Genomic DNA, 21,839 nt, shown 5'->3' with positions numbered 1-21,839 from the left:
GAGATTCCGGGTCTGGTCCTTCGGACCATCCCGGAATGACGGAATAAAAAGATGTAAGGGAGCGTCATCGTGGCCGACGGCGTCAGGAAAGACGAAGAGTTTTCAGGCACCAAGGAAGTCGAGGAGCGTCATCGCATCGATGAAAAGCGCCTCGACGCCTGGATGAAGGAAAATGTCGAAGGCTATCAGGGGCCGCTGACCGTCCTGCAATTCAAGGGCGGCCAGTCCAATCCGACCTACAAGATCGAGACGCCATCGCGTTCCTACGTGATGCGCCGCAAGCCGTTCGGCAAACTGCTGCCGTCGGCGCACGCGGTCGATCGCGAGTTCCGCGTCATCGCCGCGCTCGGCAAGCAGGGCTTTCCGGTCGCGAAGGCCTATGCGCTGTGCACCGATGACGGCGTGATCGGCGCCGCCTTCTACATCATGTCGATGGAAGAGGGCCGGGTGTTCTGGGATCCGTCGCTGCCGAGCCAGACGCCGGAAAACCGCCGCAAGATATTTACCAGCAAGATCGAGACGCTCGCCAAACTCCACGTCTACGATCCCGAGAAAATCGGGCTCGGCGATTTCGGCAAGCCCGGCAATTATTTCGCGCGCCAGGTCGATCGCTGGACCAAGCAATACCGCGCCTCCGAGACCCAGCACATTCCGGAATTCGAAAAACTCGCCGAGTGGCTGCCGAAGACCGTGCCGGCGCAGGCGCGCGCCTCGGTGGTCCACGGCGACTACCGCCTCGACAATATGATTTTCCACGCCACGGAACCGCGCGTGCAGGCGGTGCTTGATTGGGAGCTGTCGACGCTCGGCGATCCCATGGCCGACTTCACCTATCTGTTGATGCAGTGGACCATGCCGGGCCTGGCCAATTCCGATCTCAAGGCGCTCAACATTCCGAGCCTGGAAGAGGCCGCGCAGATCTACTGCAACGTCACCGGCAGCGCCGTTCCCGACCTGAACTGGTACTTCGCCTACAACCTGTTCCGTCTGGCCGGCATCACCCAGGGCATTGCCGGGCGCGTTCGCGACGGCACCGCGGCCAACGCCAAGGCGCTGGAGTCGGCGGCGCGCACCGTGCCGCTGTCGAAGGACGCCTGGAAATACGCGCAGATGGCCGGCGCGACATGAGACGGATATCGCGTCTCGGACGCGATACGGCGCTCACCGCGCCACGATCGTAGGGTGGGCAAAGGCGCTCTTCGCGCCATGCCCACCATCTCTCCTGATCGTTGCAGTGAATGGTGGGCACGCTGTCGCTTTGCCCACCCTGCGATCCACCGGAAGCTGAATTGCCGCTCTCTCCGAATCTGCGCGGAAGCCTGTTGATGGCGGTTGCCATGGCCGGCTTCACCATGAACGACTCCATCACCAAGCTGACGTCGTCGCAGATGAACTTCGGCCAGGTAATGCTGGTGCGCGGCCTATTCGCGATCGTGCTGATCGGCGCACTCGCGATCCATCAGGGCGCCATCCGTCCGCTGCGAACGCTGTTCGTCAAATCGGTGGCGCTGCGCATCGTCGGCGAGGTCGGCGGCACCGTATCGTTCCTGGCGGCGATCACGCATCTTCCGCTCGCCAACACGTCGGCGATCCTGCAAGCGTTGCCGCTGACCATCACGCTGGGTGCTGCGGTTGCGTTCGGTGAGCCGGTCGGCTGGCGGCGCTGGTCGGCGATCACGGCCGGCTTCGTCGGCGTCCTCATCATCGTCCGGCCGGGCGTCGCCGGCTTCAACCAGTTCACGCTGCTGGCGCTAGTGTCGGTGTTGTTCTGTTCGTTGCGCGACCTCGCCACCAAGCGTATTCCTTCGCACATCCCGTCGCTGTTCATCACGCTGTTGACGACGGTGACGGTGACGACCGCGGGCGCCGTCATTCTCGTTCCGCTAGGCGGCTGGACACCGCCCTCGGCGCACTCGGTCGGCCTGCTGGCGCTCGCCGCGGTGCTGGTGCTGGTCGGCTATCAATGCGTCATCATGGCGCTGCGGTCGGGCGATATCTCGGCGATCGCGCCGTTTCGATATACCGCGCTGCTATGGGCCCTGCTGCTCGGCTATCTCGTGTTCGGCGACGTGCCCGACACCATGATGGCAACGGGCGCGTCGATCATCGTCGCGTCTGGCCTCTACGCCTTCTACCGCGAGCGCATCCGTCACCGCGAAGTGGCGGCCAGCGCCTCCGGCCTGCCGCCGGATGGGCTGTGAGCGCGGTCGCTTCTTGAAGTCCCTTGCTTCGGCGGCTGCTAGGCCGTGAACAAATAAATCTGCCGGGCGGACGGCTTGCCAGGGTCCGCTAAGCCCGATAGCGGACCAAATTCGCAGCGCCGCGAAGCGACGCGATGTACCACTAACGGACATCGCTCTTATTCAATCACCTCGTCGGCGCTGGCGAGAAGCGTGACAGGGACGGTAAGGCCGAGCGCGTTGGCGGTTTTAAGGTTGATGGATAGATAGAATTTAGTCGAACCCAACTCTACATGTCGGGTGAAGTCCATATCTTCAACATTCTGCTTCAACCCGCTGCCCTCAACCGCCTAGTCGGCATCGATATGACGTCGCTCGTCAACGAAGGCATCGCGGCCCCCGACGTTCTTGGCAAACGCGCGTTGTTGCTAAGTGACGCCGTACGTTCGGCTGCGGACTTTGCCACGCGCGTAGCCGCGGCAGAACGTTGGTTCGGCATGATGCTGGATAACAGTTCAGCGCAGGATGGGATCGGCCACACGTCCCGCCTGATGCTGGCAACGCGGGGGCGTGTTCGTATCGACGCCCTTGTGAAGCAATCCGGCCTTAGCGCACGCCATTTTCAACGCCGTTTTACGTCACAAGTGGGCCTTTCTCCCAAACTTTATGCGCGAACGATCAGGTTCGACGCGGCCTTGACGGCCCATCGCATCGAACCGATGAAGTCGTGGACCCGGATTGTCCACGAGGCCGGATATTTTGATCAGGCGCATTTCGATCGCGAATGCCACACTTTGGTTGGCGTTGGACCAAGCCAGTTTGTCGGCGAATGGGAAAACATTCTTTCCCCGGATGGCTGAAATATACAAGCGCACCAGCCAGCGACGGTTGTTTGCTGTTGGCAAACAAGACGGCCGGTGATGGCCCGCATTGGGCCCATCCGGCGATTGCGACCCACGGAAATGACAAAGGAATTGACGTATGGTGGCAGATGGCGCGACGGCGACGCGGCGGTGCATTTTGGCGGGTATCGCGGCAACTTTGGCGCTGGCCTATTCGATCTATGGCAGCGCGGCGGCTGAAGAAAAGCCGGCGGTCTCCAACGATGTCATTGTGACGCTGCTCGGTACGGGTGGCCCCGAACCGACCCCCGCGCGTTTCGGGCCAGCAACGCTCGTTCAAGCCGGCGGACTAAATCTGCTATTCGACGCCGGCCGCGGAGTGACGGTGCGCCTCTATCAATTGGGGATATCGTCCGGCAAAGGCATCGATGCCGTTTTTCTCACCCATTATCATTCAGACCATGTCGCAGGACTGCCTGATCTATGGATGACCGGGTATATGTTCGGGCCGTTTGGATCGCGTGCCAAACCGATGAGACTGTGGGGTCCATCGGACGGGACAACCGCGCCAAGCGGCGTGGCGAGGATTGCCAAAGGCCTTGCTGAGGCATTCTCCGAAGACACCCGCATCCGTCATGCCGACGAACACATCACGACCGCCGCCACACAAATCGAGGTGCACGATTTCCAGGGCGACCGCGTGGTATTCGACGAGGCGGGCGTCAAGGTCAGCGCCTTTGCTGTTAATCACGGCGACCTGATCAAGCCATCGGTGGGCTATCGGATCGACTACGGTCCGCGATCGGTAACGGTTTCCGGCAACACGAAGCTTGACGAAAACCTGATCAAGCATGCGGCCGGAAGCGATCTCTTGATCCACGAAGTTTTTGCGATGTCGGCGCAACTGGCAAAGTTGCCGCAGATGAAGCCGGTCGCCGACCATCATACCTCGCCCGAGGAAGCCGGCATGGTTTTTTCGCGCGTAAAGCCAAAACTCGCCGCCTATTCGCACATCTTGCTTCTTGCAACGGAGGTACGCGAGCTCGTATCGCGGACACAAAGCACCTATCAGGGCCCGTTGGAGATCGGGGAAGACCTCATGCGCTTCACGATCGGTGAGAGCGTGGTCGCAAAAAAATGGCACCCGGAACTTCGAAAGTATTTGGACTAGCTCATGTCTGTTGGGGGTCAAAGTGAGAAATCGGGGCGTTCGACCGGCAGGTCGGCTTTACCCCAACTTCGGACATGTCTTTGCAGCGCAGTAACTGACGCTATGTGCCAACAGCAGACAATACGAAGACATGCCCCACCGTTCAAATGCGCCCTGACGAAAGCAGTGGCTTTCGCGCGTCTCCGTCGAAGCGCGTAGCGACCTCTCGTGCAGGGTACCAAACCTGGCATCACCTTGTTCTTGTCAGGTATTCGAGCACGGTGTTGCAGGCTTCCTCAGCCTTATCGAAAGTATTGAATGGCGAGCCGCCGATCCTCGTCGGGCCCCTGCTCCGATGAAGCGGGCGCCATGAGGCGACATAGCCAGGTTGTCCGTGAAACCCTCACCGGTGGAGTTCTCATACGTGATCACGAACGAAAAGCGCTCGCTGCTCGCGCTAGATATTTCCATGTCCTCGACGGCACGGTGGAATTGTAGCGACAATGGTCATTCACCTAAGCGGTGGCCATCGTCTTGGCCGCATGTTGCCAGCATTAACCTGCGACAGGCCCAGACCTACTATCAAAATTACCGGTCTGCCCACAGGTCTGCCGGTAAAGGTCACTCCATCTGTGCGGGTATACCTCGCTGGCTCAGTGAGCATTCTCGGACCGGCTCGTCCGCCTCCGATATGATGCGTAGATTTTCCGAGCGTGGTAGGCAGTCCAGATCGGTAGAGAGAGCGATTTGATATCGATTTGCCCCTGCGCACGGACGTGACTGACATCAAAACCGTGGGGCTCGAAACGATACTCCACCAGCCCGACCTCCTTGATGCCGATCCGTTCCTGCCTCACGTCGGGAATGATGAAGCCCGTCGGCGGCGCCCAGATATGCCTGACGTGACCACGGGTGAAGTCGCGGCGCTGGTGGATGTGGCCGCTGGCGACGAGGCGCAGATCGACGGCATCCAACAGCTCGATCAGACGTCGTCGCGCAGGCTTTGGAACGTAGCGAAACGAGGTCGCCGCCAACTCCAGATCGTCAGGCGTATTCAGATAAAGCGGCTTGTGCAGAAACAACGCGACCGGCTTGCTGCCGGTCGCGGCCAGTTGGGAGGTGAGCCAATCGAATTGCTCGGCCTCGCAAGCAAGGCCTGAATTCATCACCATCGAATTCAGCCCGATAAACCGCCATCCAGCGGCATCGAAGCTCCAGCGGTCTTCGCCGATCACGGAAACAAAGTACTGCCGGTTCTCTTCGGTGACTGGCGGCTCCGAAGGTGGTCCAAACTCGGTTGGATTGTCGCCGATATCGTGGTTGCCAGGCAAATAGCGGCAGGCAACGGGCAGCTCATCGTGCAGCGCCTTGGCGAATGCGAGGTCATCGCGATTGGTCGGGGCGTCGAAGGCCAGATCGCCGGTGTTGACGATGATATCGGGGCGCGTCGCATCGATGCGTTCACTCACGCGCTGAAAATTCTCGGTTAGTTTTCGCAAGCAACGGGTAAGATGGGTATCGGAAATCTGGCTCACGCGAAATTCGGGCATCGTCCAACCACACGCTTACTGGCCTGCCGTGGTTATACAACGCGCAAATGCGCAGTTAGTGGCACAGCGTCTTAATCTGGCAGCCGGGCTTGCCTACGGTAACGAGATGCAGCTTCGCACTGATCGGACCAGCGTGACACCGCATGCCAGGCCAGAGAACGCTTGGCAGCTTCGTCGTGCCGTGGCCGTATCGTGCCATTATCCGAGCCATGGCCCGCGAGGTCCGATAAGGGTCATTCACGACCGGGTCGGGCTAGCAGCAAGCCCGGCCATGTCCGTTGTTCTGCCGAAAGCAGAAGTAAATTCAGAGCCCGAGGGGAGTTCCAGCGGCGCCTGGAAGAAATGCCGATAGGCATGCGAGAGAAAGCCGATCCCGATGGGCACGATGAGCAGGTAGTAGACGCTGAACACGGTGCCGGCGGCGGTCATGCCCGCCACGAAATTCGCGAAAATTCGCAGGGTTTGGGAACCCTATCAGCATCACGAAGCCGATTTGTGCGACGATCAACGGTGGCGCGGTGGTTACAACGACGCCCCAGATCAGCCGCCATGTGTTGCCGCGGGTACGGCGCCACGTCTGTTTGATCGTCAAGCTCAAATCGCCGATCGCGCGCGCCGGCAACAACAAACTCAATCGAAACGAGACGGCGGTGCCGATTGCGAAGAGTACAAGGATCAGTGAGCGAAAGCGGAAGCAATGCATCTCACAGCGAGGGCGCCATGCACTGCTTCGCTTGCGCGCGCAACGACAAATGCCTGCGACAAAGTAACCCGACGGGCAAATCAGTGCCGCCACGCAAAAACCTGTCCAGCCCTCACGCAAAAAATATTTCGCTGGCGCCGTCGGGCAAATCAGGAGTTCAACTTCGCTCGTCTACCGCGACAAGAGGGGCGATCGCGATCGTCACGACCGTGCGGTGGGATGCGATGGACGCTGATGCTGCGACTGACGAGCGTGGCAAGAGCGTACGGTGAAATCGTTCGGGTCCGACGCCCCGGTGCTGGCGTCAAGTCGGCGGAGGCGAAAGCTTCCAATGATGATGGTGGCAAGAAAGCCGGTCACCAGGACGAAATCGTATAAGCCGTAAAGCCATTGCGTAGGGGAGGCCGGGTGTTCTCCGCTGAACCTGTATGCTCATGTGCAGCATTTCTTTATGCACATCGCACATGAGACCGCGGGTGCAGCGCGCACCCGGTCTTCCCTGCGCCCTCTGTTTTCAGAGGAGCAAGGTTACTTGCAAAACTTCGGGCGCATCGCGCCGCGAGAACGCTCTCCGCTGTCATCGTCCGCGATAGCGGACGATCCAGTATTCCAGAGACGTCAATGATTGAACCGATAAGCCGCAGCGTACTGGATACCCCGCATGCGCGGGGTATGACGGGAGTTTGGAGCTTCGCTCTTTCCTCCGTCATTGCGAGGAGCGAAGCGACGCGGCAATCCATTCTTTCTTGTTGTGGCGCGATGGATTGCTTCGCTTCGCTCGCAATGACGGCTCCTGACCGATCAGATCGGCTTCCCCGCATACGGCATCGAGGCGGTGAGGCCGCCGTCGACAGGGATCGCCTGGCCGTTGACGTAGGAGGCGTCGTCGCTCGCCAGGAACAGGCCCATCGCCGCGAGTTCATGCGGCTGGCCGGGCCGCTTCAGCGGATTGAGCTGACCGATCTTGTCCTGCGTGCCGCGTTCCTTGGCGCGGTCGAACACCGGCTTGGTCATGCCGGTCTCGATCAGGCCCGGGCACACCGCGTTGATGCGCACGCCGGTGCCGGACAGCGAATAGGCGGTGGTCTGCACCAGGCTGATGACGCCGGCCTTGCTGGCGCCGTAGGGGTGTCCGCTGGCGCCGGCCTTGAGGCCCGCGACGGAAGCGGTGCAGACGATCGAGCCGGACTTCTGCTTGATCATGTGCGGCATCGAATGCTTGATCGCGAGGAACGGTCCGATCAGGTTGATGCGCAGCACTTCCTGCCAGTGCTCGACGGTCTGTTCGGGGATCGGCACCAGCCCGCCGGAGACGCCGGCATTGGCCCAGATCGCATCGAGCCTGCCGTATTTCGACACCGCCTTGTCGATGAAGGCCTTCACGTCGGCTTCCGAACCCGCATCCGCCATCACGGCCTCGACGGTGCCGCCGGCATCGCCGACCAGCTTGGCGGTTTCCTTCACGCCTTCGGCGCGATCGACGATAACGAGCCTGGCGCCTTCCTTGGCGAACAATACCGAGGCCGCGCGCCCGATGCCGCTTCCAGCGCCGGTGATGATGACGGATTTGCCTTCGAGGCGGCCCATGAATCTCTCCCTGTCAGTTCATGATTGTCGGAGCTTCCGCCATGCGGAATTCAAACAAGATTTCAAACGATGAAGTCACTTGAGACGGTGCGTGCTCTGACGTACAGCGACAGCGAACACTATTGAAGGGCCTTGGCGATGTCCAATACCGACAAATCAGTTGCGGCTCCGAAATCAGGGGTGGTCACGACGCGATGGTGGTGGGTCCGCCATGCGCCGGTCCGCGAGGACAACGGCTGCATCTACGGCCAGAAGGATCTCGGTTGCGACACCAGCGATCGCGTGGTGTTCGACGCGGTCGGCAAGATCCTGCCGCGCAATGCGGTCTGGTATGCAAGCACGCTGAAGCGCACGCATCAAACCGCCGACGCGATCTGGGCCGCGGGTTTCCCCAAGCCGTCCGAGATGCCGCAGGTGAAAGACTTCGCCGAGCAGCATCTCGGCGAGTGGCAGGGCATGAACCGCGCCGCGTTCCTGGCGAGCCGCCCGGCCGGCAGCCACTGGTTTGCCGCGATCGACGAAGCCGCACCCGGCGGCGAGAGTTTCATGGATCTCTATAACCGCACCTGCGGCGCGATCGACCGCATCAATGCCGAGCAGGCGGGCAGGGACGTCATCGTCGTTGCGCATGGCGGAACGATCAAGGCCGCGGTCGGTCTTGCGCTCGGCGGTCAGCCTGAAAAGGGTCTCGTGTTCGACATCGATAATTGTTCGGTGACGCGGCTCGATCATATCGCGAGCGCCGGCCACGATGGCTGGCGGCTGCCGATGGTCAACCAGCAGCCATGGATCGCGGACGCCTCGCACAACGCCATGCACCAGCCGGCGGGACCGGAGATCGCGCCGACCAAGCTCGCCTGAGTTCGGCGGGCTGCGGTTGTCGAAGGCCGCAAAGGCTGCTTAGCTCGCAAAGCCTGCTCATTTAAGAAGCTAAAAACCAAAACCGGCGCTGAGCTGGATCAACATCTGGGAGAGAGACATGACCTTGTTCGATATGTCGGGAAAAGTTGCCGTCATCACCGGCTCGACCCGCGGCATCGGCCGCGCCATCGCCGAGCGGATGGCCGAGCACGGCGCCAAGGTCGTGATCTCCTCGCGCAAGCAGGACGTCTGCGATCAGGTCGCCAAGGAGATCAACGACAAGTTCGGCAAGGGAACGGCGGTCGCGATCGCGGCCAATATTTCCAGCAAGGAAAACCTGCAAAACCTCGTCAACGAATCCAAGCGTGCCTTCGGCAAGATCGACGTGCTGGTCTGCAATGCGGCGTCCAATCCTTACTACGGACCGCTCGGCGGCATTTCGGACGATCAGTTCCGCAAGATTCTCGACAACAACATCGTTGCCAACAACTGGCTCATCAGCATGGTCGTGCCTGACATGATCGAGCGCAAGGACGGCTCGATCGTGATCGTGTCCTCGATCGGAGGCCTCAAGGGCTCGACCGTGCTCGGCGCCTACGCGATTTCGAAGGCGGCTGACATGCAGCTCGCGCGCAACCTCGCTTGCGAATACGGCAAGCACAATATCCGCGTGAACTGCATCGCGCCGGGCCTGATCAAGACCGATTTCGCCAAGGCGCTGTGGGACAATCCGGATACCCTGAAGGCGTCGACGGCGCGTTCGCCGCTGCTCCGCATCGGCGTTCCCGACGAGATCGCGGGTGCGGCGGTGTTGATGGGATCGAAGGCCGGCGACTTCATGACCGGCCAGACCATCGTGATCGATGGTGGGGCGACGATTAGCTGAGGGGCGCTAGGCAGCGGCGACTTCAAGGTGTCATCACCCGCCTTGTGCGCAATTGCGCACTGGGGCGGGTGATCCAGTAATCACCAGCGTCGCCTTAGCGATTGAAGTCACGGCGTACTGGATGCCCCGCCTTCGCGGGGCATGACAGTCTTGGTGGGGGCGCTACGCCCGCATCAATGCGTCACTCCACCGCCGCATACACCAGGTCCCGCAGCACCGCGCGGAGGTACTCGCGTTGGCCGGGGCCCTGCATCATGAACACGCAAAACAGCTGTTCGGCGGGATCGATGAAGAAGAACGTTCCGGCCATCCCGCTCCAGAAGAACTGACCGCGCGAGCCGGAGAACGGCGCCATGCCTTCGTCGGTACGAACGGCGAAGCCGAGGCCGAAGCCGTGACCGGCCGGCATCAACGGCGAGTCGACCTTGACGTGGGGGCCGAGATGGTTCGACGCCATCAGTTCCAGCGTCTTGCGGCCGACGATCCTGATACCGTCGAGCGAGCCGCCGTTGAGCAGCATCTGGCTGAAGCGCGCATAGTCCATCGTGGTCGAGACCAGCCCGCCGCCGCCGGATTCCATTACCGGCTTCTCAAGCATGTTGAAGAGCTGCACCTTCTCGCCGGTCCAGGGATCGGTCGGGAACGGTTCGGCGAGGCGGCCGGCGTTGGCTTCAGGCGTGTGGAACGCGGTCTCGGCCATCTGCAACGGCGCCAGGATGCGCTCGGTCAGGAATGCGCTGAGCGATTTGCCGGAGACGACCTCGATGATGCGGCCGAGCACATCGGTGGAGCGGCTGTAGTTCCAGGCCTCGCCGGGTTGGCAGACCAGCGGCATGCCGGCGATCATGGTGGCGTGCTCGGTATTGCTGATCTTGCGGCTGCGCAGCCGCGACTGCTGGTAGAGTTGCTGGACCAGGCCGTTGCCGGTGTGGTCGTAAGTGAGACCCGAGGTGTGCCGCAGCAGGTCCTGGACCGTCATCTGCCGCTTCACCGGCACGAGGTCGAGCTTGCCGTTGTTCTCGACGCCGACCTTCTGGTCGGCGAATTCCGGAATGAACTTGGCGACGGGGTCGCCCAGGATGAAGTGGCCGTCCTCGACCAGCATCATGATGCCGATCGAGACGATCGGCTTGGTCATCGAGAAGATGCGGAACAGGCTGTGATGCGCCATCGGCGCCGAGGTCGCCGGATTCTGCCGGCCGATCGCATCGAACCAGCCGATCTGGCCGCGCCGCGCCACCATGACCGTCGCGCCGGGCAGGGTTCCCTTGTCGACCTCGCGCTTGAAGGCGTCCGACATCCGCTGCAGGCGCGTGGCCGAGAGCCCGAGCGTTTCCGGCTTGGCGTGGGGCAGGGAGGGGGTCTGCGGGGCGGATGTTGGCCGGGCGGCGGTCTGCGCGTTCATGGTCTCTCCCGTTGCTCTTCTTGCTTATGAGGGAGGAAGTTTGGCGCAGAAGCCGTGACTTGGATAGGGTTCTGGACGCGGGGTCAGCGCTTCACCCTTGCAATCGGGGCATGGCCTATGCTTGAAACGGCGCGAACCGGCGATAGATTACGGTTCACTGTAGGGGTGTAGCTCAGTTGGTAGAGTACCGGTCTCCAAAACCGGTTGTCGCAGGTTCGAGCCCTGCCGCCCCTGCCAGCTAAATCCAAGGGCTAATCAACGGGTTAATCAAAGGCTTGGCCCGATTTCGTAACCCGATCCTTGGCGCTGTTACGACATTAGCTGAAGAACGCCGCAACAACGGCCATGTCGGATGCCGCGGCCTCCTGGCCACGCAGATTCGCATCGATCACCCGCCGGCACGCATCGACCGTGAGGGTGTCGCCGAGGTCGTTGGCCGCGTCGAGAACGGTCCAGACGGTATCGGCCGGAGATGCTTCCTGAGCAGGTTGGGCTTGGCTGAGCGCCATGGTCGTCTCATGTCCCGTCAATATCTTGAGCAAAGACGCGCGTCGCGCCTTCGTCGGAGCGCATAATCTGCCCGCAAATTTTTAAGAACGCCCATGCGCGCTCGTTCGGATTTGAACCACCGCGTTACCCGGCATTAACCAATCGGGTTCGCATCGGGACCGGCGCGCGTGATGTCCTAGTCCTCGTCGTCCTGTGGTGGCGGCGGTGGAACGCGTTTGCGCGAGCCCCTCGGCAATGGTGGGGCCGCGGCTTGCTGCGGCGGAAAGAAGACATCGTAACAGGGCGGGCTCAACCGCGGCCCGCTGGCCCGAAGGCAGGCCTCCACGCTCCTTGGATCGAGCAGATAGGCGCCGCAGAGCCGCATCGCGTCCGGCGTGCAGGCTTCACGCTGTTCGGGAGTTCCCCGATCTTCCTGAGCGAAAGAGGCCGTCGGGATCACGAGGAAAAATGTAGCCGCAGCCAGTCTGCAGCGAGTTCGAAACGACGGCATTATGATTTCCTGCTCCGTTGCGGGATCCCCGGCCGGATCAGGCGATAAATCTGCGTCAACAAGTTGGCAGTTCGACCGCGATGGAAACCGCAAAAGGAGTGGACGGTTGCCTCCAAATTAGGCTGCAACCGTTTGGATTCTTCCGGCGTCGCGTGCCCCGAAGCCGCCGCCGACAGTTCTGGGGTCGGCTTCCGCTCTAAGGCGTTGATATCCTTTGGGCCCGCGATGCGATGCGACGCCCCGGGACCTTGACCTTTTGCCCGACTGGCAGTAGATACCCGCCACCTGCTGCCGGCCCGTTCTACGGATATCCGGCGCGGCTTTGAATTCCCCCGAACAATCGAGCCCGCTTTGCGGCTCATCCTTCGAGAGAGGGCTGGGCGCTAGAGGGCTGTTCGGATTCACTTAAATCAAACATCGTCTCGTTGGGACGCGGATTACCAAACGATGGCTTTCAGCCCGTTCAAATTCCTGCAGGAAGTACGCTCGGAGACCGCCAAGGTCACCTGGCCGACGCGCCGCGAGACCACGATCACCACGATCATGGTGTTCGTGATGGTGGCGCTGGCTTCGATCTTCTTCTTCGCCTCGGATCAGATCATTCGTTATGTCGTCACCTTGCTGCTGGGCGTCCACTGATGAGCACCGGAACCCAAACCATGGACAAGCGCTGGTATATCGTTCACGCCTATTCGAACTTCGAAAAGAAGGTCTCGGAATCGATCCGCGAGCAGGCCAAGCAGCGCGGGCTCGAGGAGCTGTTCGAGCAGGTGCTGGTGCCGACCGAGAAGGTCACCGAGGTGCGCCGCGGTCGCAAGATCGATGCCGAGCGCAAGTTCTTCCCGGGCTACGTGCTAGTGAAGATGAAACTGACCGACGAGGCGTTTCATCTCATCAAGAACACCCCGAAGGTGACCGGCTTCCTCGGCGCCGAAAACAAGCCGATGCCGATCTCGGAAGCCGAAGCGATGCGGATCCTGCACCAGGTGCAGGAAGGCGTCGAGCGTCCGAAGGCGTCGGTGTCGTTCGAAATCGGCGAGAACGTCCGCGTGGCCGATGGCCCGTTCGCGTCGTTCTCCGGCGTGGTTGAGGAAATTGACGAGGCGCGTTCGCGCGTGAAGGTCGCGGTGTCGATCTTCGGCCGTGCCACCCCCGTCGAACTGGAATTCGGTCAGGTCGAGAAGGTCTGATCGAATGCGCGAAGCGCGTCTTCGCGTATCGAAAGCGCGGAGTACGTCTCTGCGTAAACTAGGACGTGGGAGGAAGAGGGCGGTTGCCAACTGCTCTTGAACCGAACCACGAAACCTGAAACCGCCGGCCCCGGCCGGCACAACAGGAGTGATTAAATGGCAAAGAAAGTGACCGGATACCTGAAATTGCAGGTGCCGGCCGGTGCGGCGAATCCTTCGCCCCCGATCGGTCCCGCGCTTGGTCAGCGCGGTCTCAACATCATGGAATTCTGCAAGGCGTTCAACGCCCAGACGCAGAAGGAAGAGAAGAACACCCCGATTCCGGTGGTGATCACGATCTACGCCGATCGTTCGTTCACCTTCGAGATGAAGACCCCCCCGATGTCGTTCTTCCTCAAGCAGGCCGCCAAGATCCAGTCCGGTTCGAAAGCGCCGGGCCGCGACAAGGCCGGCGCGGTGACCAAGGCGCAGGTGCGCGAGATCGCCGAGAAGAAGATGAAGGATCTCAATTGCGATTCCATCGAGTCGGCCATGAAGATGGTCGAGGGCTCTGCCCGTTCGATGGGTCTGGAAGTGGCGGGGTAACGGGTCATGGCAATCGGAAAACGTTTGAGCAAGGCCCGCGAGGGCGTCGACCGCGAGCACCTCTATCCGCTCGCGGAGGCCATCAAGATGGTCAAGGAACGCGCCAAGTCGAAGTTCGACGAGACGATCGAGATCGCGATCAATCTCGGCGTCGACCCGCGTCACGCCGACCAGATGGTTCGTGGCGTCGTCAATCTGCCGAACGGCACCGGCCGCACGCTGCGCGTCGGCGTGTTCGCCCGTGGCGCCAAGGCCGACGAAGCCAGGGCTGCAGGCGCTGACGTCGTCGGCGCCGAAGACCTGGTCGAGAAGGTGCAGGGCGGTGCGATCGACTTCGATCGTTGTATCGCAACCCCCGACATGATGCCGCTGGTCGGCCGCCTCGGTAAGGTGCTCGGCCCGCGCGGCATGATGCCGAACCCGAAGATCGGCACCGTGACGATGGACGTCGCCACCGCCGTGAAGGGCGCCAAGGGCGGTTCGGTCGAGTTCCGCGTCGAGAAGGCTGGCATCGTGCAGGCCGGTATCGGCAAGGCCTCGTTCTCGGAAGAGAAGCTGGTCCAGAACGTCAAGGCGCTCGCGGATGCGGTCTCCAAGGCGAAGCCGGCCGGTTCCAAGGGCACCTACATCCAGCGCGTGGCGGTCTCCTCCACCATGGGCCCGGGCGTCAAGGTCGAGCCGGGTACGATCCTCGGCTAACGCTCTTGCGCTACGCATAAAATAGAGAGGGCGGAATCGGGAAACCGGTTCCGCCCTTTGCGTTTGCCGGTGCCTTGCGTAATCGTCGCGGTGCCGGACTTAGGAAGAAAGAACAACAATGCCCGACAAGGTGCTGATCTATTCGCGTTTCCCCAAAGCCCAGATGGTGCGGTTCGGCGAACGCTTCGAACTTCTGGATACCGCGGGCAAGCGGCCGAATGACGTGTTCTCCGCCGAGCAACTGTCCGGCATTCGCGCGGTCCTCACCGCGGGCGGAACGCCGTTCGGCGCTGACGCGATGGACCTGATGCCGAAACTCGGGGCCATCGTCTGCTACGGCACCGGCTATGACGGCGTCGATCTGTCGGCGGCGGCAAAACGCGGGATTGCGGTGGGCCACAGCCCGGGGGCGAACGCGGCGTCGGTCGCCGACATCGCCGTCACTCTGATGCTGGCGACCACGCGGCGTTTGCTGGTTGCCGACAGTTATGTCCGTGACGGGAGCTGGGCCGGCGCCAAGCCTTCGCCGATGATGCGGCCGCAGGCCGGCATGCTCGGCCGCAAGGTCGGCGTCTACGGCATGGGGGAGATCGGCCGCAAGATCGCCGCGCGGGTCGCCGCCTTCGAGACCGAAGTGGGCTATTTCAGCCGCAGCCGGCACGACGTGCCGTACCAGTATTTTCCGAGCCTGGAGGCGCTGGCCGAATGGTGCAGCGTGCTGATGATCGCGGTTCGCGCCGGCTCCGACACCAACCACGCCGTCGATGCCGGGATCCTGAAGAAGCTCGGCAAGGATGGTTTCGTCGTCAATATCTCGCGCGGCTCGGTCATCGATGAGCCGGCGCTGATTGCGGCGTTGACCGACCAGGCCATCGCCGGCGCCGGCCTTGATGTCTACGCCAGGGAACCGCATGCGCCGGACGCGCTGACCGCGCTGCCGAATGTGGTGCTGAGCCCGCATATCGGCGGCCACACGCTGGAATCGCACGTGGCGATGCAGAACTGCGTGATCGCAAACCTCGAGGCGTATTTCGCCGGCAAGGCGCTTCCATATGAGGTGAGGGGCGCCTGACGGGTGATTTCAGCCGGAAATTTGAAGTACGCAGGTACCGTTTGGCCGTTTGGTGTGAATTTTGCTCGTCAGGCCGGATAAGACTTGGCAAGCCGGGCAAGAATCGTTAGATAACGGCTTCCGGGCGTGCTGGCCGTTGCTGGCACGTCTGTGCTCGCATTCCGAAAACCCGATACGGTAGGAGATCATTCCTTTCAAGACATCCGCTTGGATTGCTCGAAAGGAAGGGGATCCGTCGTCCCGGTGGAATGAGAGCAGGGACCTTCGGCTTGCCGAATGGTCTCGATCCTGTCCAAGACTGCAGGCGCCCGCGCGAAACGAAAGTTTTTCAACGGCTTAATCGTATGGCCTGCATAGACGGGTGAAGATCGAATTTCGCTTTGCGTCGCTTTCGGCGGCGTCTGCGTTGATTTGGTTCGAACCTCGACACCCCGCGCCATCTGGTTCGGGAGGGCAGGCTTTTCAAATGTCGTCTTGCCCGACGTGTCCCGTGGACTGTGTCCAGAGGTCAGGTTTTGGGTGAGACGATGGGTGCAACCCGGCGGTCTCGCTCACGTAGCGAGGGCCGCCAACCGGAGAGAGCTTGCTGTGGAAAGAGCGGCAAAAAAGGACGCGGTTGAGGCGCTGAACGGGGTCTTCAAGGCCACGAGCGTCGCAGTCGTCGCCCACTATTCCGGCCTCACCGTGGTCCAAATGCAGAAGCTGCGCATGCAGATGAAGCAGGCGGGCGCGTCGGTTAAGGTCTCGAAGAACCGTCTCGCCAAAATTGCTCTTGAAGGCACGGATGTCGTTGCCATCGGTTCCCTGCTGAAGGGACCGACCGTGATCGCCACTTCTGACGATCCGGTAGCGGCGCCGAAGGTTGCCGTCGAATTCGCCAAGACGAACGAACAGTTCGTCATTCTCGGCGGCTCGATGGGTAAAACCGTCCTGGATGTGAACGGTGTGAAGGCGCTCGCCTCGCTGCCGTCACTCGATGAACTGCGCGCAAAGATTGTCGGCCTCCTGGTGGCGCCGGCGACCAAGATCGCTCAGCTCACGACAGCGCCCGCGGCCAAGCTCGCGCGCGTCGTTCAGGCCTATGCCTCAAAGAGCGAAGCGGCCTGACCCTTCGCAAATCAAACCTGGTTCGAACCAATACGTTTAAGGAAACAGATCAATGGCTGACTTACAGAAAATCGTCGACGACCTCTCGAGCCTCACCGTGCTCGAAGCTGCCGAGCTCGCAAAGCTCCTCGAAGAAAAGTGGGGCGTGTCCGCCGCCGCCGCCGTTGCGGTAGCCGGTCCGGCTGCTGCTGCCGCTGCTCCCGCTGAAGAAAAGACCGAGTTCACGGTCATGCTGGCTGCGGCCGGCGACAAGAAGATCGAAGTCATCAAGGAAGTCCGCGCCATCACCGGCCTGGGCCTCAAGGAAGCCAAGGACCTCGTCGAAGGCGCGCCCAAGGCTGTCAAGGAAGGCGTGAACAAGGACGAAGCCGAGAAGCTCAAGGCCCAGCTCGAAAAGGCTGGCGCCAAGGTGGAACTGAAGTAAGCGAAGCTTGCTTCAATTCCGTCCCCGGACAAGCGAGGCCTAGGCCGCGCGCGGCCCGGGGATCTGTCCAAAGTCGGTGCGCTGGGGTAACCCGGAGCACAGCGTACACAAAAAAGTGTGGGGATTCGCGGGGTTAGCCCCTCGAATCTCCACGATTACCGCCCCATATCGGGGCGGCAGCAGGAAAACGCGGTAGGCGGTGGGGACGGCAGGGTCCTTGGCGTAAGCCGTTGGGAGACAGTCAAATTTCGGGCTTTTTCAGTCCGTGAAGCGGCAACTTGAGACGGGCGGGTGCAGGCATGCGCCCCGCGCGTCGTTTTGCGTTTTGAAGGTCTAGAGAACGGATTCAGGAGTTAATTCCTGAAATTGGGCTTTGTTCCTTTTGAGCGATTCGAAATTCAACCCGGGGGCGGCGGCAGTCGCGCTTCGGATGGTTCGCCCAACAGGGCGGCGAAAATGAGAGGCCACGATGGCGCAGCAGACATTCACCGGTCGCAAACGCATTCGCAAGTTCTTCGGACACATCAAGGAAGTCGCCGAGATGCCGAACCTCATCGAGGTTCAGAAGGCGTCCTACGATCAGTTCCTGATGGTTGACGAACCCCCCGGCGGGCGGCTGGACGAGGGCCTGCAGGCGGTGTTCCGCTCGGTGTTCCCGATTTCGGATTTCTCCGGCACCTCGATGCTGGAATTCGTCCGCTACGAATTCGAGCCGCCGAAGTATGACGTCGACGAGTGCCGCCAGCGCGGCATGACCTATGCTGCGCCGCTGAAGGTGACGCTGCGCCTGATCGTGTTCGATATCGACGAGGAAACCGGCGCCAAGTCGGTCAAGGACATCAAGGAGCAGGACGTCTACATGGGCGATATCCCGCTCATGACCATGAACGGCACCTTCGTCGTCAACGGCACCGAGCGCGTCATCGTCTCGCAGATGCACCGTTCGCCCGGCGTGTTCTTCGACCACGACAAGGGCAAGACCCATTCGTCCGGCAAGCTGCTATTTGCCGCGCGCGTGATTCCGTATCGCGGTTCCTGGCTCGACATCGAGTTCGACGCCAAGGACATCGTGTTTGCGCGCATCGATCGCCGCCGCAAGATTCCCGTGACCTCGCTGATGTACGCGCTCGGTCTCGACGGCGAGACGATCCTGTCCACCTTCTACAAGAAGATCAACTACAAGCGCGGCAAGGATGGCTGGCGCGTGCCGTTCGACGCCAACCGTTTCCGCGGCTATTCGACCGTCAACGACCTGATCGACGCCGATACCGGCAAGGTCGTGCTCGAGGCCGGCAAGAAGCTCACCGTGCGCGGTGCGCGTCAGATGCAGGAAAAGGGCCTCAAGGCGCTGCGCATGACCGACGAAGAGTTGGTCGGCAACTACCTGGCCGAGGACCTCGTCAATCCGAAGACCGGTGAAATCTACGCCGAAGCCGGCGAAGAACTCACCGAGAAGTCGCTGAAGGCGCTCAACGAGCAGGGCTACAAGGAATTGCCGCTGCTCGACATCGACCACGTCAATGTCGGCGCCTACATCCGCAACACGCTGCATGCCGACAAGAACATGACGCGTGAAGACGCGCTGTTCGACATCTACCGCGTGATGCGTCCCGGCGAGCCGCCGACCATCGACTCGGCCCAGACCATGTTCCAGTCGCTGTTCTTCGACAGCGAGCGCTACGACCTGTCCGCGGTCGGCCGCGTCAAGATGAACATGCGCCTCGAACTCGACGCGCCCGACACCCATCGCACGCTGCGCAAGGAAGACATCCTGGCCGTCATCAAGACGCTGGTTGACCTGCGCGACGGCAAGGGCGAGATCGACGACATCGACCATCTCGGCAACCGCCGTGTGCGTTCGGTCGGCGAACTGATGGAAAACCAGTACCGCATCGGCCTCTTGCGCATGGAGCGCGCGATCAAGGAGCGCATGTCCAGTGTCGATATCGACACCGTGATGCCGCAGGACCTGATCAACGCCAAGCCGGCGGCCGCCGCGGTGCGCGAATTCTTCGGCTCGTCGCAGCTGTCGCAGTTCATGGACCAGACCAACCCGCTGTCGGAGATCACCCACAAGCGCCGTCTCTCGGCGCTTGGACCGGGCGGTCTGACCCGCGAGCGCGCCGGCTTCGAGGTGCGCGACGTGCATCCGACGCATTACGGCCGTATCTGCCCGATCGAGACGCCGGAAGGCCCGAACATCGGCCTGATCAACTCGCTGGCGACGTTCGCGCGTGTCAACAAGTACGGCTTCGTCGAAACGCCCTACCGCAAGGTCAAGGACGGCCGCGTTACCGACGAGGTCGTGTACCTCTCGGCGATGGAAGAGGGCCGGTATCGCGTGGCGCAGGCCAACGTGCCGCTCGATGCCAAGGGCCGTTTCACCGAAGACCTGATCGTCTGCCGTCACGCCGGCGAAGTGCTGCCGATCACGCCGGACAAGGTCGACTACATGGACGTGTCGCCGAAGCAGCTGGTTTCGGTCGCCGCAGCCCTGATCCCGTTCCTCGAGAACGACGACGCCAACCGCGCGCTGATGGGCTCGAACATGCAGCGCCAGGCGGTGCCGCTGGTTCGCGCCGAGGCGCCGTTCGTCGGCACCGGCATGGAAGGCGTAGTTGCCCGTGACTCGGGTGCCGCGATCGCGGCGCGCCGTTCCGGCGTGATCGACCAGATCGACGCCACCCGCGTCGTCATCCGCGCCACCGAGGATCTCGATCCCACCAAGTCGGGCGTCGATATCTACCGACTGATGAAGTACCAGCGTTCCAACCAGTCGACCTGCATCAACCAGCGTCCGCTGGTGAAGGTCGGCGACGTCGTCAAGAAGGGCGACATCATCGCCGACGGCCCCTCGACCGATCTCGGCGAACTCGCGCTCGGCCGCAACGTGCTGGTCGCGTTCATGCCGTGGAATGGCTACAACTTCGAAGACTCGATCCTGCTCTCGGAGCGGATCGTGAAGGACGACGTCTTCACCTCGATCCACATCGAGGAGTTCGAGGTGATGGCCCGCGATACCAAGCTCGGGCCCGAGGAAATCACCCGCGACATTCCGAACGTTTCGGAAGAAGCGCTGAAGAACCTCGACGAAGCCGGCATCGTCTACATCGGCGCGGAAGTCCGCGCCGGCGACATCCTGGTCGGCAAGATCACGCCAAAGGGCGAAAGCCCGATGACGCCGGAAGAAAAACTCTTGCGCGCCATCTTCGGCGAAAAGGCTTCCGACGTCCGCGATACCTCGCTCCGCGTGCCCCCGGGCGTGCAGGGCACGATCGTCGAAGTGCGCGTGTTCAACCGGCACGGCGTCGACAAGGACGAGCGTGCGCTGGCGATCGAGCGGGAAGAGATCGAGCGTCTGGCCAAGGACCGCGACGACGAACAGGCGATCCTCGACCGCAACGTCTACGGCCGTCTCGCGGAGCTGCTGGAAAATCGCCAGGGCATCGCGGGTCCCAAGGGCTTCAAGAAGGACACCAAGATCACGCGCGCCGTGCTCGACGAGCATCCGCGGTCGCAGTGGTGGATGTTTGCATCCCCCAACGACAAGCTGATGTCCGAAATCGAGGCGATGCGGAAGCAGTACGACGAATCGAAGAAGGGCCTTGAACAGCGCTTCCTCGACAAGGTCGAAAAGCTGCAGCGTGGCGACGAACTGCCGCCCGGCGTGATGAAGATGGTCAAGGTCTTCGTCGCGGTGAAGCGCAAGATCCAGCCCGGCGACAAGATGGCCGGCCGTCACGGCAACAAGGGCGTGGTGTCCAAGATCGTTCCGATCGAGGACATGCCGTTCCTCGAGGACGGCACCCATGCCGACATCGTGCTCAATCCGCTCGGCGTGCCCTCGCGCATGAACGTCGGCCAGATTCTGGAGACGCATCTTGGCTGGGCCTGCGCAGGCATGGGCAAGAAGATCGGCCAGACCATCGACGCCTACTATCAGAGGCAGGATCTCAAGCCGTTGCGCGAGACCCTGAAGAAGATCTACGGCGACGACGAAACCATCAAGACGATGAACGACAGCGAGTTGATGGAGCTGGGCCGCAACCTGAGCCACGGCGTGCCGATCGCGACGCCGGTGTTCGACGGCGCCAAGGAAGCCGACATCGAGGAGATGCTGAAGCTCGCGGGCTTCGACGCCTCCGGCCAGTCGACCGTCTTTGACGGCCGCACCGGCGACACCTTCGACCGCAAGGTGACGGTGGGCTACATCTACATGCTGAAGCTGCACCATCTGGTCGACGACAAGATCCATGCGCGTTCGATCGGTCCGTACTCGCTCGTTACCCAGCAGCCGCTGGGCGGCAAGGCGCAGTTCGGCGGACAGCGTTTCGGCGAAATGGAGGTGTGGGCGCTGGAAGCTTACGGCGCGGCCTACACGCTGCAGGAAATGCTGACCGTGAAGTCGGACGACGTCGCCGGCCGTACCAAGGTGTACGAGGCGATCGTTCGCGGCGACGACACGTTCGAAGCGGGTATCCCCGAATCGTTCAACGTGCTGGTCAAGGAAATGCGCTCGCTCGGCCTCAACGTCGACCTGCACAATTCCAAGGTCGGCCCGACCCCGACGTCAGAGGCTGCCGAGTAACGCTTGAGGA

20 protein-coding genes and 1 tRNA gene are annotated in these 21,839 nt (G+C 61.8%); 16 read left to right on the top strand and 5 right to left on the bottom strand.

The genetic code is table 11. The features are described 5' to 3' along the window. The first annotated feature begins 69 nt into the window (after window positions 1–69). The 4 genes from FFI89_RS20750 (at window position 70) to FFI89_RS20735 (ending at window position 4,193) form a co-directional block, all read left to right on the top strand. Window positions 70–1,128: a phosphotransferase family protein gene (locus tag FFI89_RS20750; protein WP_138829518.1), complete on the top strand. Its 1,059-nt coding sequence runs from the start codon at window positions 70–72 to the stop codon at window positions 1,126–1,128. Between the two features lie 161 nt (window positions 1,129–1,289). Next, a complete protein-coding gene (locus tag FFI89_RS20745; protein ID WP_138829517.1) occupies window positions 1,290–2,201 on the top strand; it encodes a DMT family transporter in 912 nt (303 codons plus the stop codon). 272 nt (window positions 2,202–2,473) lie between these two features. After that, entirely contained in the window at window positions 2,474–3,040 is a 567-nt protein-coding gene (locus FFI89_RS20740) for a helix-turn-helix domain-containing protein (protein WP_138829516.1), read from the top strand. Window positions 3,041–3,161: 121 nt separating this feature from the next. Continuing rightward, window positions 3,162–4,193 carry an MBL fold metallo-hydrolase gene (locus FFI89_RS20735; RefSeq protein WP_138829515.1) on the top strand — a complete coding sequence of 344 codons (1,032 nt, stop codon included), beginning with the start codon at window positions 3,162–3,164 and terminating at the stop codon, window positions 4,191–4,193. Between the two features lie 632 nt (window positions 4,194–4,825). Here the strand turns inward: FFI89_RS20735 and FFI89_RS20725 are convergent. Together FFI89_RS20725 and FFI89_RS20720 are read right to left on the bottom strand one after the other, a co-directional pair. Next, window positions 4,826–5,722 carry a metallophosphoesterase gene (locus tag FFI89_RS20725; protein ID WP_138829514.1) on the bottom strand — a complete coding sequence of 299 codons (897 nt, stop codon included), beginning with the start codon at window positions 5,720–5,722 and terminating at the stop codon, window positions 4,826–4,828. A gap of 237 nt (window positions 5,723–5,959) precedes the next feature. Further along, window positions 5,960–6,151 carry a hypothetical protein gene (locus tag FFI89_RS20720; RefSeq protein WP_138829513.1) on the bottom strand — a complete coding sequence of 64 codons (192 nt, stop codon included), beginning with the start codon at window positions 6,149–6,151 and terminating at the stop codon, window positions 5,960–5,962. On the opposite strand from FFI89_RS20720, the gene FFI89_RS20715 reads away from it, so the two are divergent. Further along, the gene (locus FFI89_RS20715; RefSeq protein ID WP_138829512.1) at window positions 6,150–6,404 is read left to right on the top strand and encodes a hypothetical protein; all 255 of its coding nucleotides are present in this window, start codon (window positions 6,150–6,152) and stop codon (window positions 6,402–6,404) included. The genes FFI89_RS20720 and FFI89_RS20715 overlap by 2 nt on opposite strands. 822 nt (window positions 6,405–7,226) lie before the next feature. Here FFI89_RS20715 and FFI89_RS20710 read toward each other — a convergent pair. Next, the gene (locus FFI89_RS20710; protein WP_138829511.1) at window positions 7,227–8,012 is read right to left on the bottom strand and encodes an SDR family NAD(P)-dependent oxidoreductase; all 786 of its coding nucleotides are present in this window, start codon (window positions 8,010–8,012) and stop codon (window positions 7,227–7,229) included. Window positions 8,013–8,150: 138 nt separating this feature from the next. Here FFI89_RS20710 and FFI89_RS20705 point away from each other — a divergent pair, with 138 nt between their 5' ends. Together FFI89_RS20705 and FFI89_RS20700 are read left to right on the top strand one after the other, a co-directional pair. After that, a complete protein-coding gene (locus FFI89_RS20705) occupies window positions 8,151–8,873 on the top strand; it encodes a histidine phosphatase family protein (RefSeq protein ID WP_138829510.1) in 723 nt (240 codons plus the stop codon). 118 nt (window positions 8,874–8,991) lie between these two features. Beyond that, entirely contained in the window at window positions 8,992–9,759 is a 768-nt protein-coding gene (locus FFI89_RS20700) for an SDR family NAD(P)-dependent oxidoreductase (RefSeq protein WP_138829509.1), read from the top strand. 181 nt (window positions 9,760–9,940) lie between these two features. Here FFI89_RS20700 and FFI89_RS20695 read toward each other — a convergent pair whose 3' ends face one another. After that, on the bottom strand, window positions 9,941–11,164 hold the full coding sequence (locus FFI89_RS20695) for a serine hydrolase (RefSeq protein ID WP_138829508.1): 1,224 nt from the start codon (window positions 11,162–11,164) through the stop codon (window positions 9,941–9,943). Window positions 11,165–11,325: 161 nt separating this feature from the next. Here FFI89_RS20695 and FFI89_RS20690 point away from each other — a divergent pair. Beyond that, window positions 11,326–11,401 (top strand) — tRNA-Trp (locus FFI89_RS20690). An 80-nt stretch (window positions 11,402–11,481) separates the two neighbouring features. Here FFI89_RS20690 and FFI89_RS20685 read toward each other — a convergent pair. Next, entirely contained in the window at window positions 11,482–11,673 is a 192-nt protein-coding gene (locus FFI89_RS20685; protein ID WP_138829507.1) for a hypothetical protein, read from the bottom strand. A gap of 938 nt (window positions 11,674–12,611) precedes the next feature. Here FFI89_RS20685 and secE point away from each other — a divergent pair. The 8 genes from secE to rpoB all read left to right on the top strand — a co-directional run bounded on the left by secE (window position 12,612) and on the right by rpoB (window position 21,829). Further along, a complete protein-coding gene (gene secE, locus FFI89_RS20675; protein ID WP_138829506.1) occupies window positions 12,612–12,803 on the top strand; it encodes a preprotein translocase subunit SecE in 192 nt (63 codons plus the stop codon). A 20-nt stretch (window positions 12,804–12,823) separates the two neighbouring features. Further along, window positions 12,824–13,354 carry a transcription termination/antitermination protein NusG gene (nusG, locus tag FFI89_RS20670; protein WP_027536835.1) on the top strand — a complete coding sequence of 177 codons (531 nt, stop codon included), beginning with the start codon at window positions 12,824–12,826 and terminating at the stop codon, window positions 13,352–13,354. A 156-nt stretch (window positions 13,355–13,510) separates the two neighbouring features. Then, complete coding sequence (rplK, locus tag FFI89_RS20665; protein WP_007602986.1) at window positions 13,511–13,939, top strand: 50S ribosomal protein L11; 429 nt, start codon at window positions 13,511–13,513, stop codon at window positions 13,937–13,939. Window positions 13,940–13,945: 6 nt separating this feature from the next. Next, a complete protein-coding gene (gene rplA / locus FFI89_RS20660; RefSeq protein WP_138829505.1) occupies window positions 13,946–14,638 on the top strand; it encodes a 50S ribosomal protein L1 in 693 nt (230 codons plus the stop codon). A 118-nt stretch (window positions 14,639–14,756) separates the two neighbouring features. Next, window positions 14,757–15,710: a 2-hydroxyacid dehydrogenase gene (locus FFI89_RS20655; RefSeq protein WP_138829504.1), complete on the top strand. Its 954-nt coding sequence runs from the start codon at window positions 14,757–14,759 to the stop codon at window positions 15,708–15,710. Between the two features lie 588 nt (window positions 15,711–16,298). Continuing rightward, window positions 16,299–16,817, top strand: coding sequence for a 50S ribosomal protein L10 (gene rplJ, locus FFI89_RS20650; protein ID WP_138835506.1), 519 nt, complete (start codon window positions 16,299–16,301; stop codon window positions 16,815–16,817). A gap of 52 nt (window positions 16,818–16,869) precedes the next feature. After that, window positions 16,870–17,241 (top strand): 50S ribosomal protein L7/L12, encoded by a 372-nt coding sequence (gene rplL, locus FFI89_RS20645; protein WP_138829503.1) that lies wholly within the window; start codon window positions 16,870–16,872, stop codon window positions 17,239–17,241. 469 nt (window positions 17,242–17,710) lie between these two features. Further along, window positions 17,711–21,829 carry a DNA-directed RNA polymerase subunit beta gene (rpoB, locus tag FFI89_RS20640; protein WP_138829502.1) on the top strand — a complete coding sequence of 1,373 codons (4,119 nt, stop codon included), beginning with the start codon at window positions 17,711–17,713 and terminating at the stop codon, window positions 21,827–21,829. Window positions 21,830–21,839 lie beyond the last annotated feature (10 nt).

Origin of the sequence: Bradyrhizobium sp. KBS0727, assembly GCF_005937885.2 — a bacterium.
GTDB lineage: Bacteria > Pseudomonadota > Alphaproteobacteria > Rhizobiales > Xanthobacteraceae > Bradyrhizobium.
Note: the sequence above shows the minus strand (reverse complement) of the source record. Positions and strands in the feature narration are given on the sequence as shown.

Bases quoted from the DNA above. Each gene is read 5' to 3' on its own strand.
- FFI89_RS20740 (WP_138829516.1), top strand. From the start codon at position 2,474: ATGTCGGGTGAAGTCCATATCTTCAACATTCTGCTTCAACCCGCTGCC.
- FFI89_RS20735 (WP_138829515.1), top strand. From the start codon at position 3,162: ATGGTGGCAGATGGCGCGACGGCGACGCGGCGGTGCATTTTGGCGGGT.
- FFI89_RS20725 (WP_138829514.1), bottom strand. From the start codon at position 5,722: ATGCCCGAATTTCGCGTGAGCCAGATTTCCGATACCCATCTTACCCGT.
- FFI89_RS20715 (WP_138829512.1), top strand. From the start codon at position 6,150: ATGCCCGCCACGAAATTCGCGAAAATTCGCAGGGTTTGGGAACCCTAT.
- FFI89_RS20720 (WP_138829513.1), bottom strand. From the start codon at position 6,151: ATGACCGCCGCCGGCACCGTGTTCAGCGTCTACTACCTGCTCATCGTG.
- FFI89_RS20710 (WP_138829511.1), bottom strand. From the start codon at position 8,012: ATGGGCCGCCTCGAAGGCAAATCCGTCATCATCACCGGCGCTGGAAGC.
- FFI89_RS20705 (WP_138829510.1), top strand. From the start codon at position 8,151: ATGTCCAATACCGACAAATCAGTTGCGGCTCCGAAATCAGGGGTGGTC.
- FFI89_RS20700 (WP_138829509.1), top strand. From the start codon at position 8,992: ATGACCTTGTTCGATATGTCGGGAAAAGTTGCCGTCATCACCGGCTCG.
- FFI89_RS20695 (WP_138829508.1), bottom strand. From the start codon at position 11,164: ATGAACGCGCAGACCGCCGCCCGGCCAACATCCGCCCCGCAGACCCCC.
- FFI89_RS20685 (WP_138829507.1), bottom strand. From the start codon at position 11,673: ATGGCGCTCAGCCAAGCCCAACCTGCTCAGGAAGCATCTCCGGCCGAT.
- secE (WP_138829506.1), top strand. From the start codon at position 12,612: ATGGCTTTCAGCCCGTTCAAATTCCTGCAGGAAGTACGCTCGGAGACC.
- nusG (WP_027536835.1), top strand. From the start codon at position 12,824: ATGGACAAGCGCTGGTATATCGTTCACGCCTATTCGAACTTCGAAAAG.
- rplK (WP_007602986.1), top strand. From the start codon at position 13,511: ATGGCAAAGAAAGTGACCGGATACCTGAAATTGCAGGTGCCGGCCGGT.
- rplA (WP_138829505.1), top strand. From the start codon at position 13,946: ATGGCAATCGGAAAACGTTTGAGCAAGGCCCGCGAGGGCGTCGACCGC.
- FFI89_RS20655 (WP_138829504.1), top strand. From the start codon at position 14,757: ATGCCCGACAAGGTGCTGATCTATTCGCGTTTCCCCAAAGCCCAGATG.
- rplL (WP_138829503.1), top strand. From the start codon at position 16,870: ATGGCTGACTTACAGAAAATCGTCGACGACCTCTCGAGCCTCACCGTG.
- rpoB (WP_138829502.1), top strand. From the start codon at position 17,711: ATGGCGCAGCAGACATTCACCGGTCGCAAACGCATTCGCAAGTTCTTC.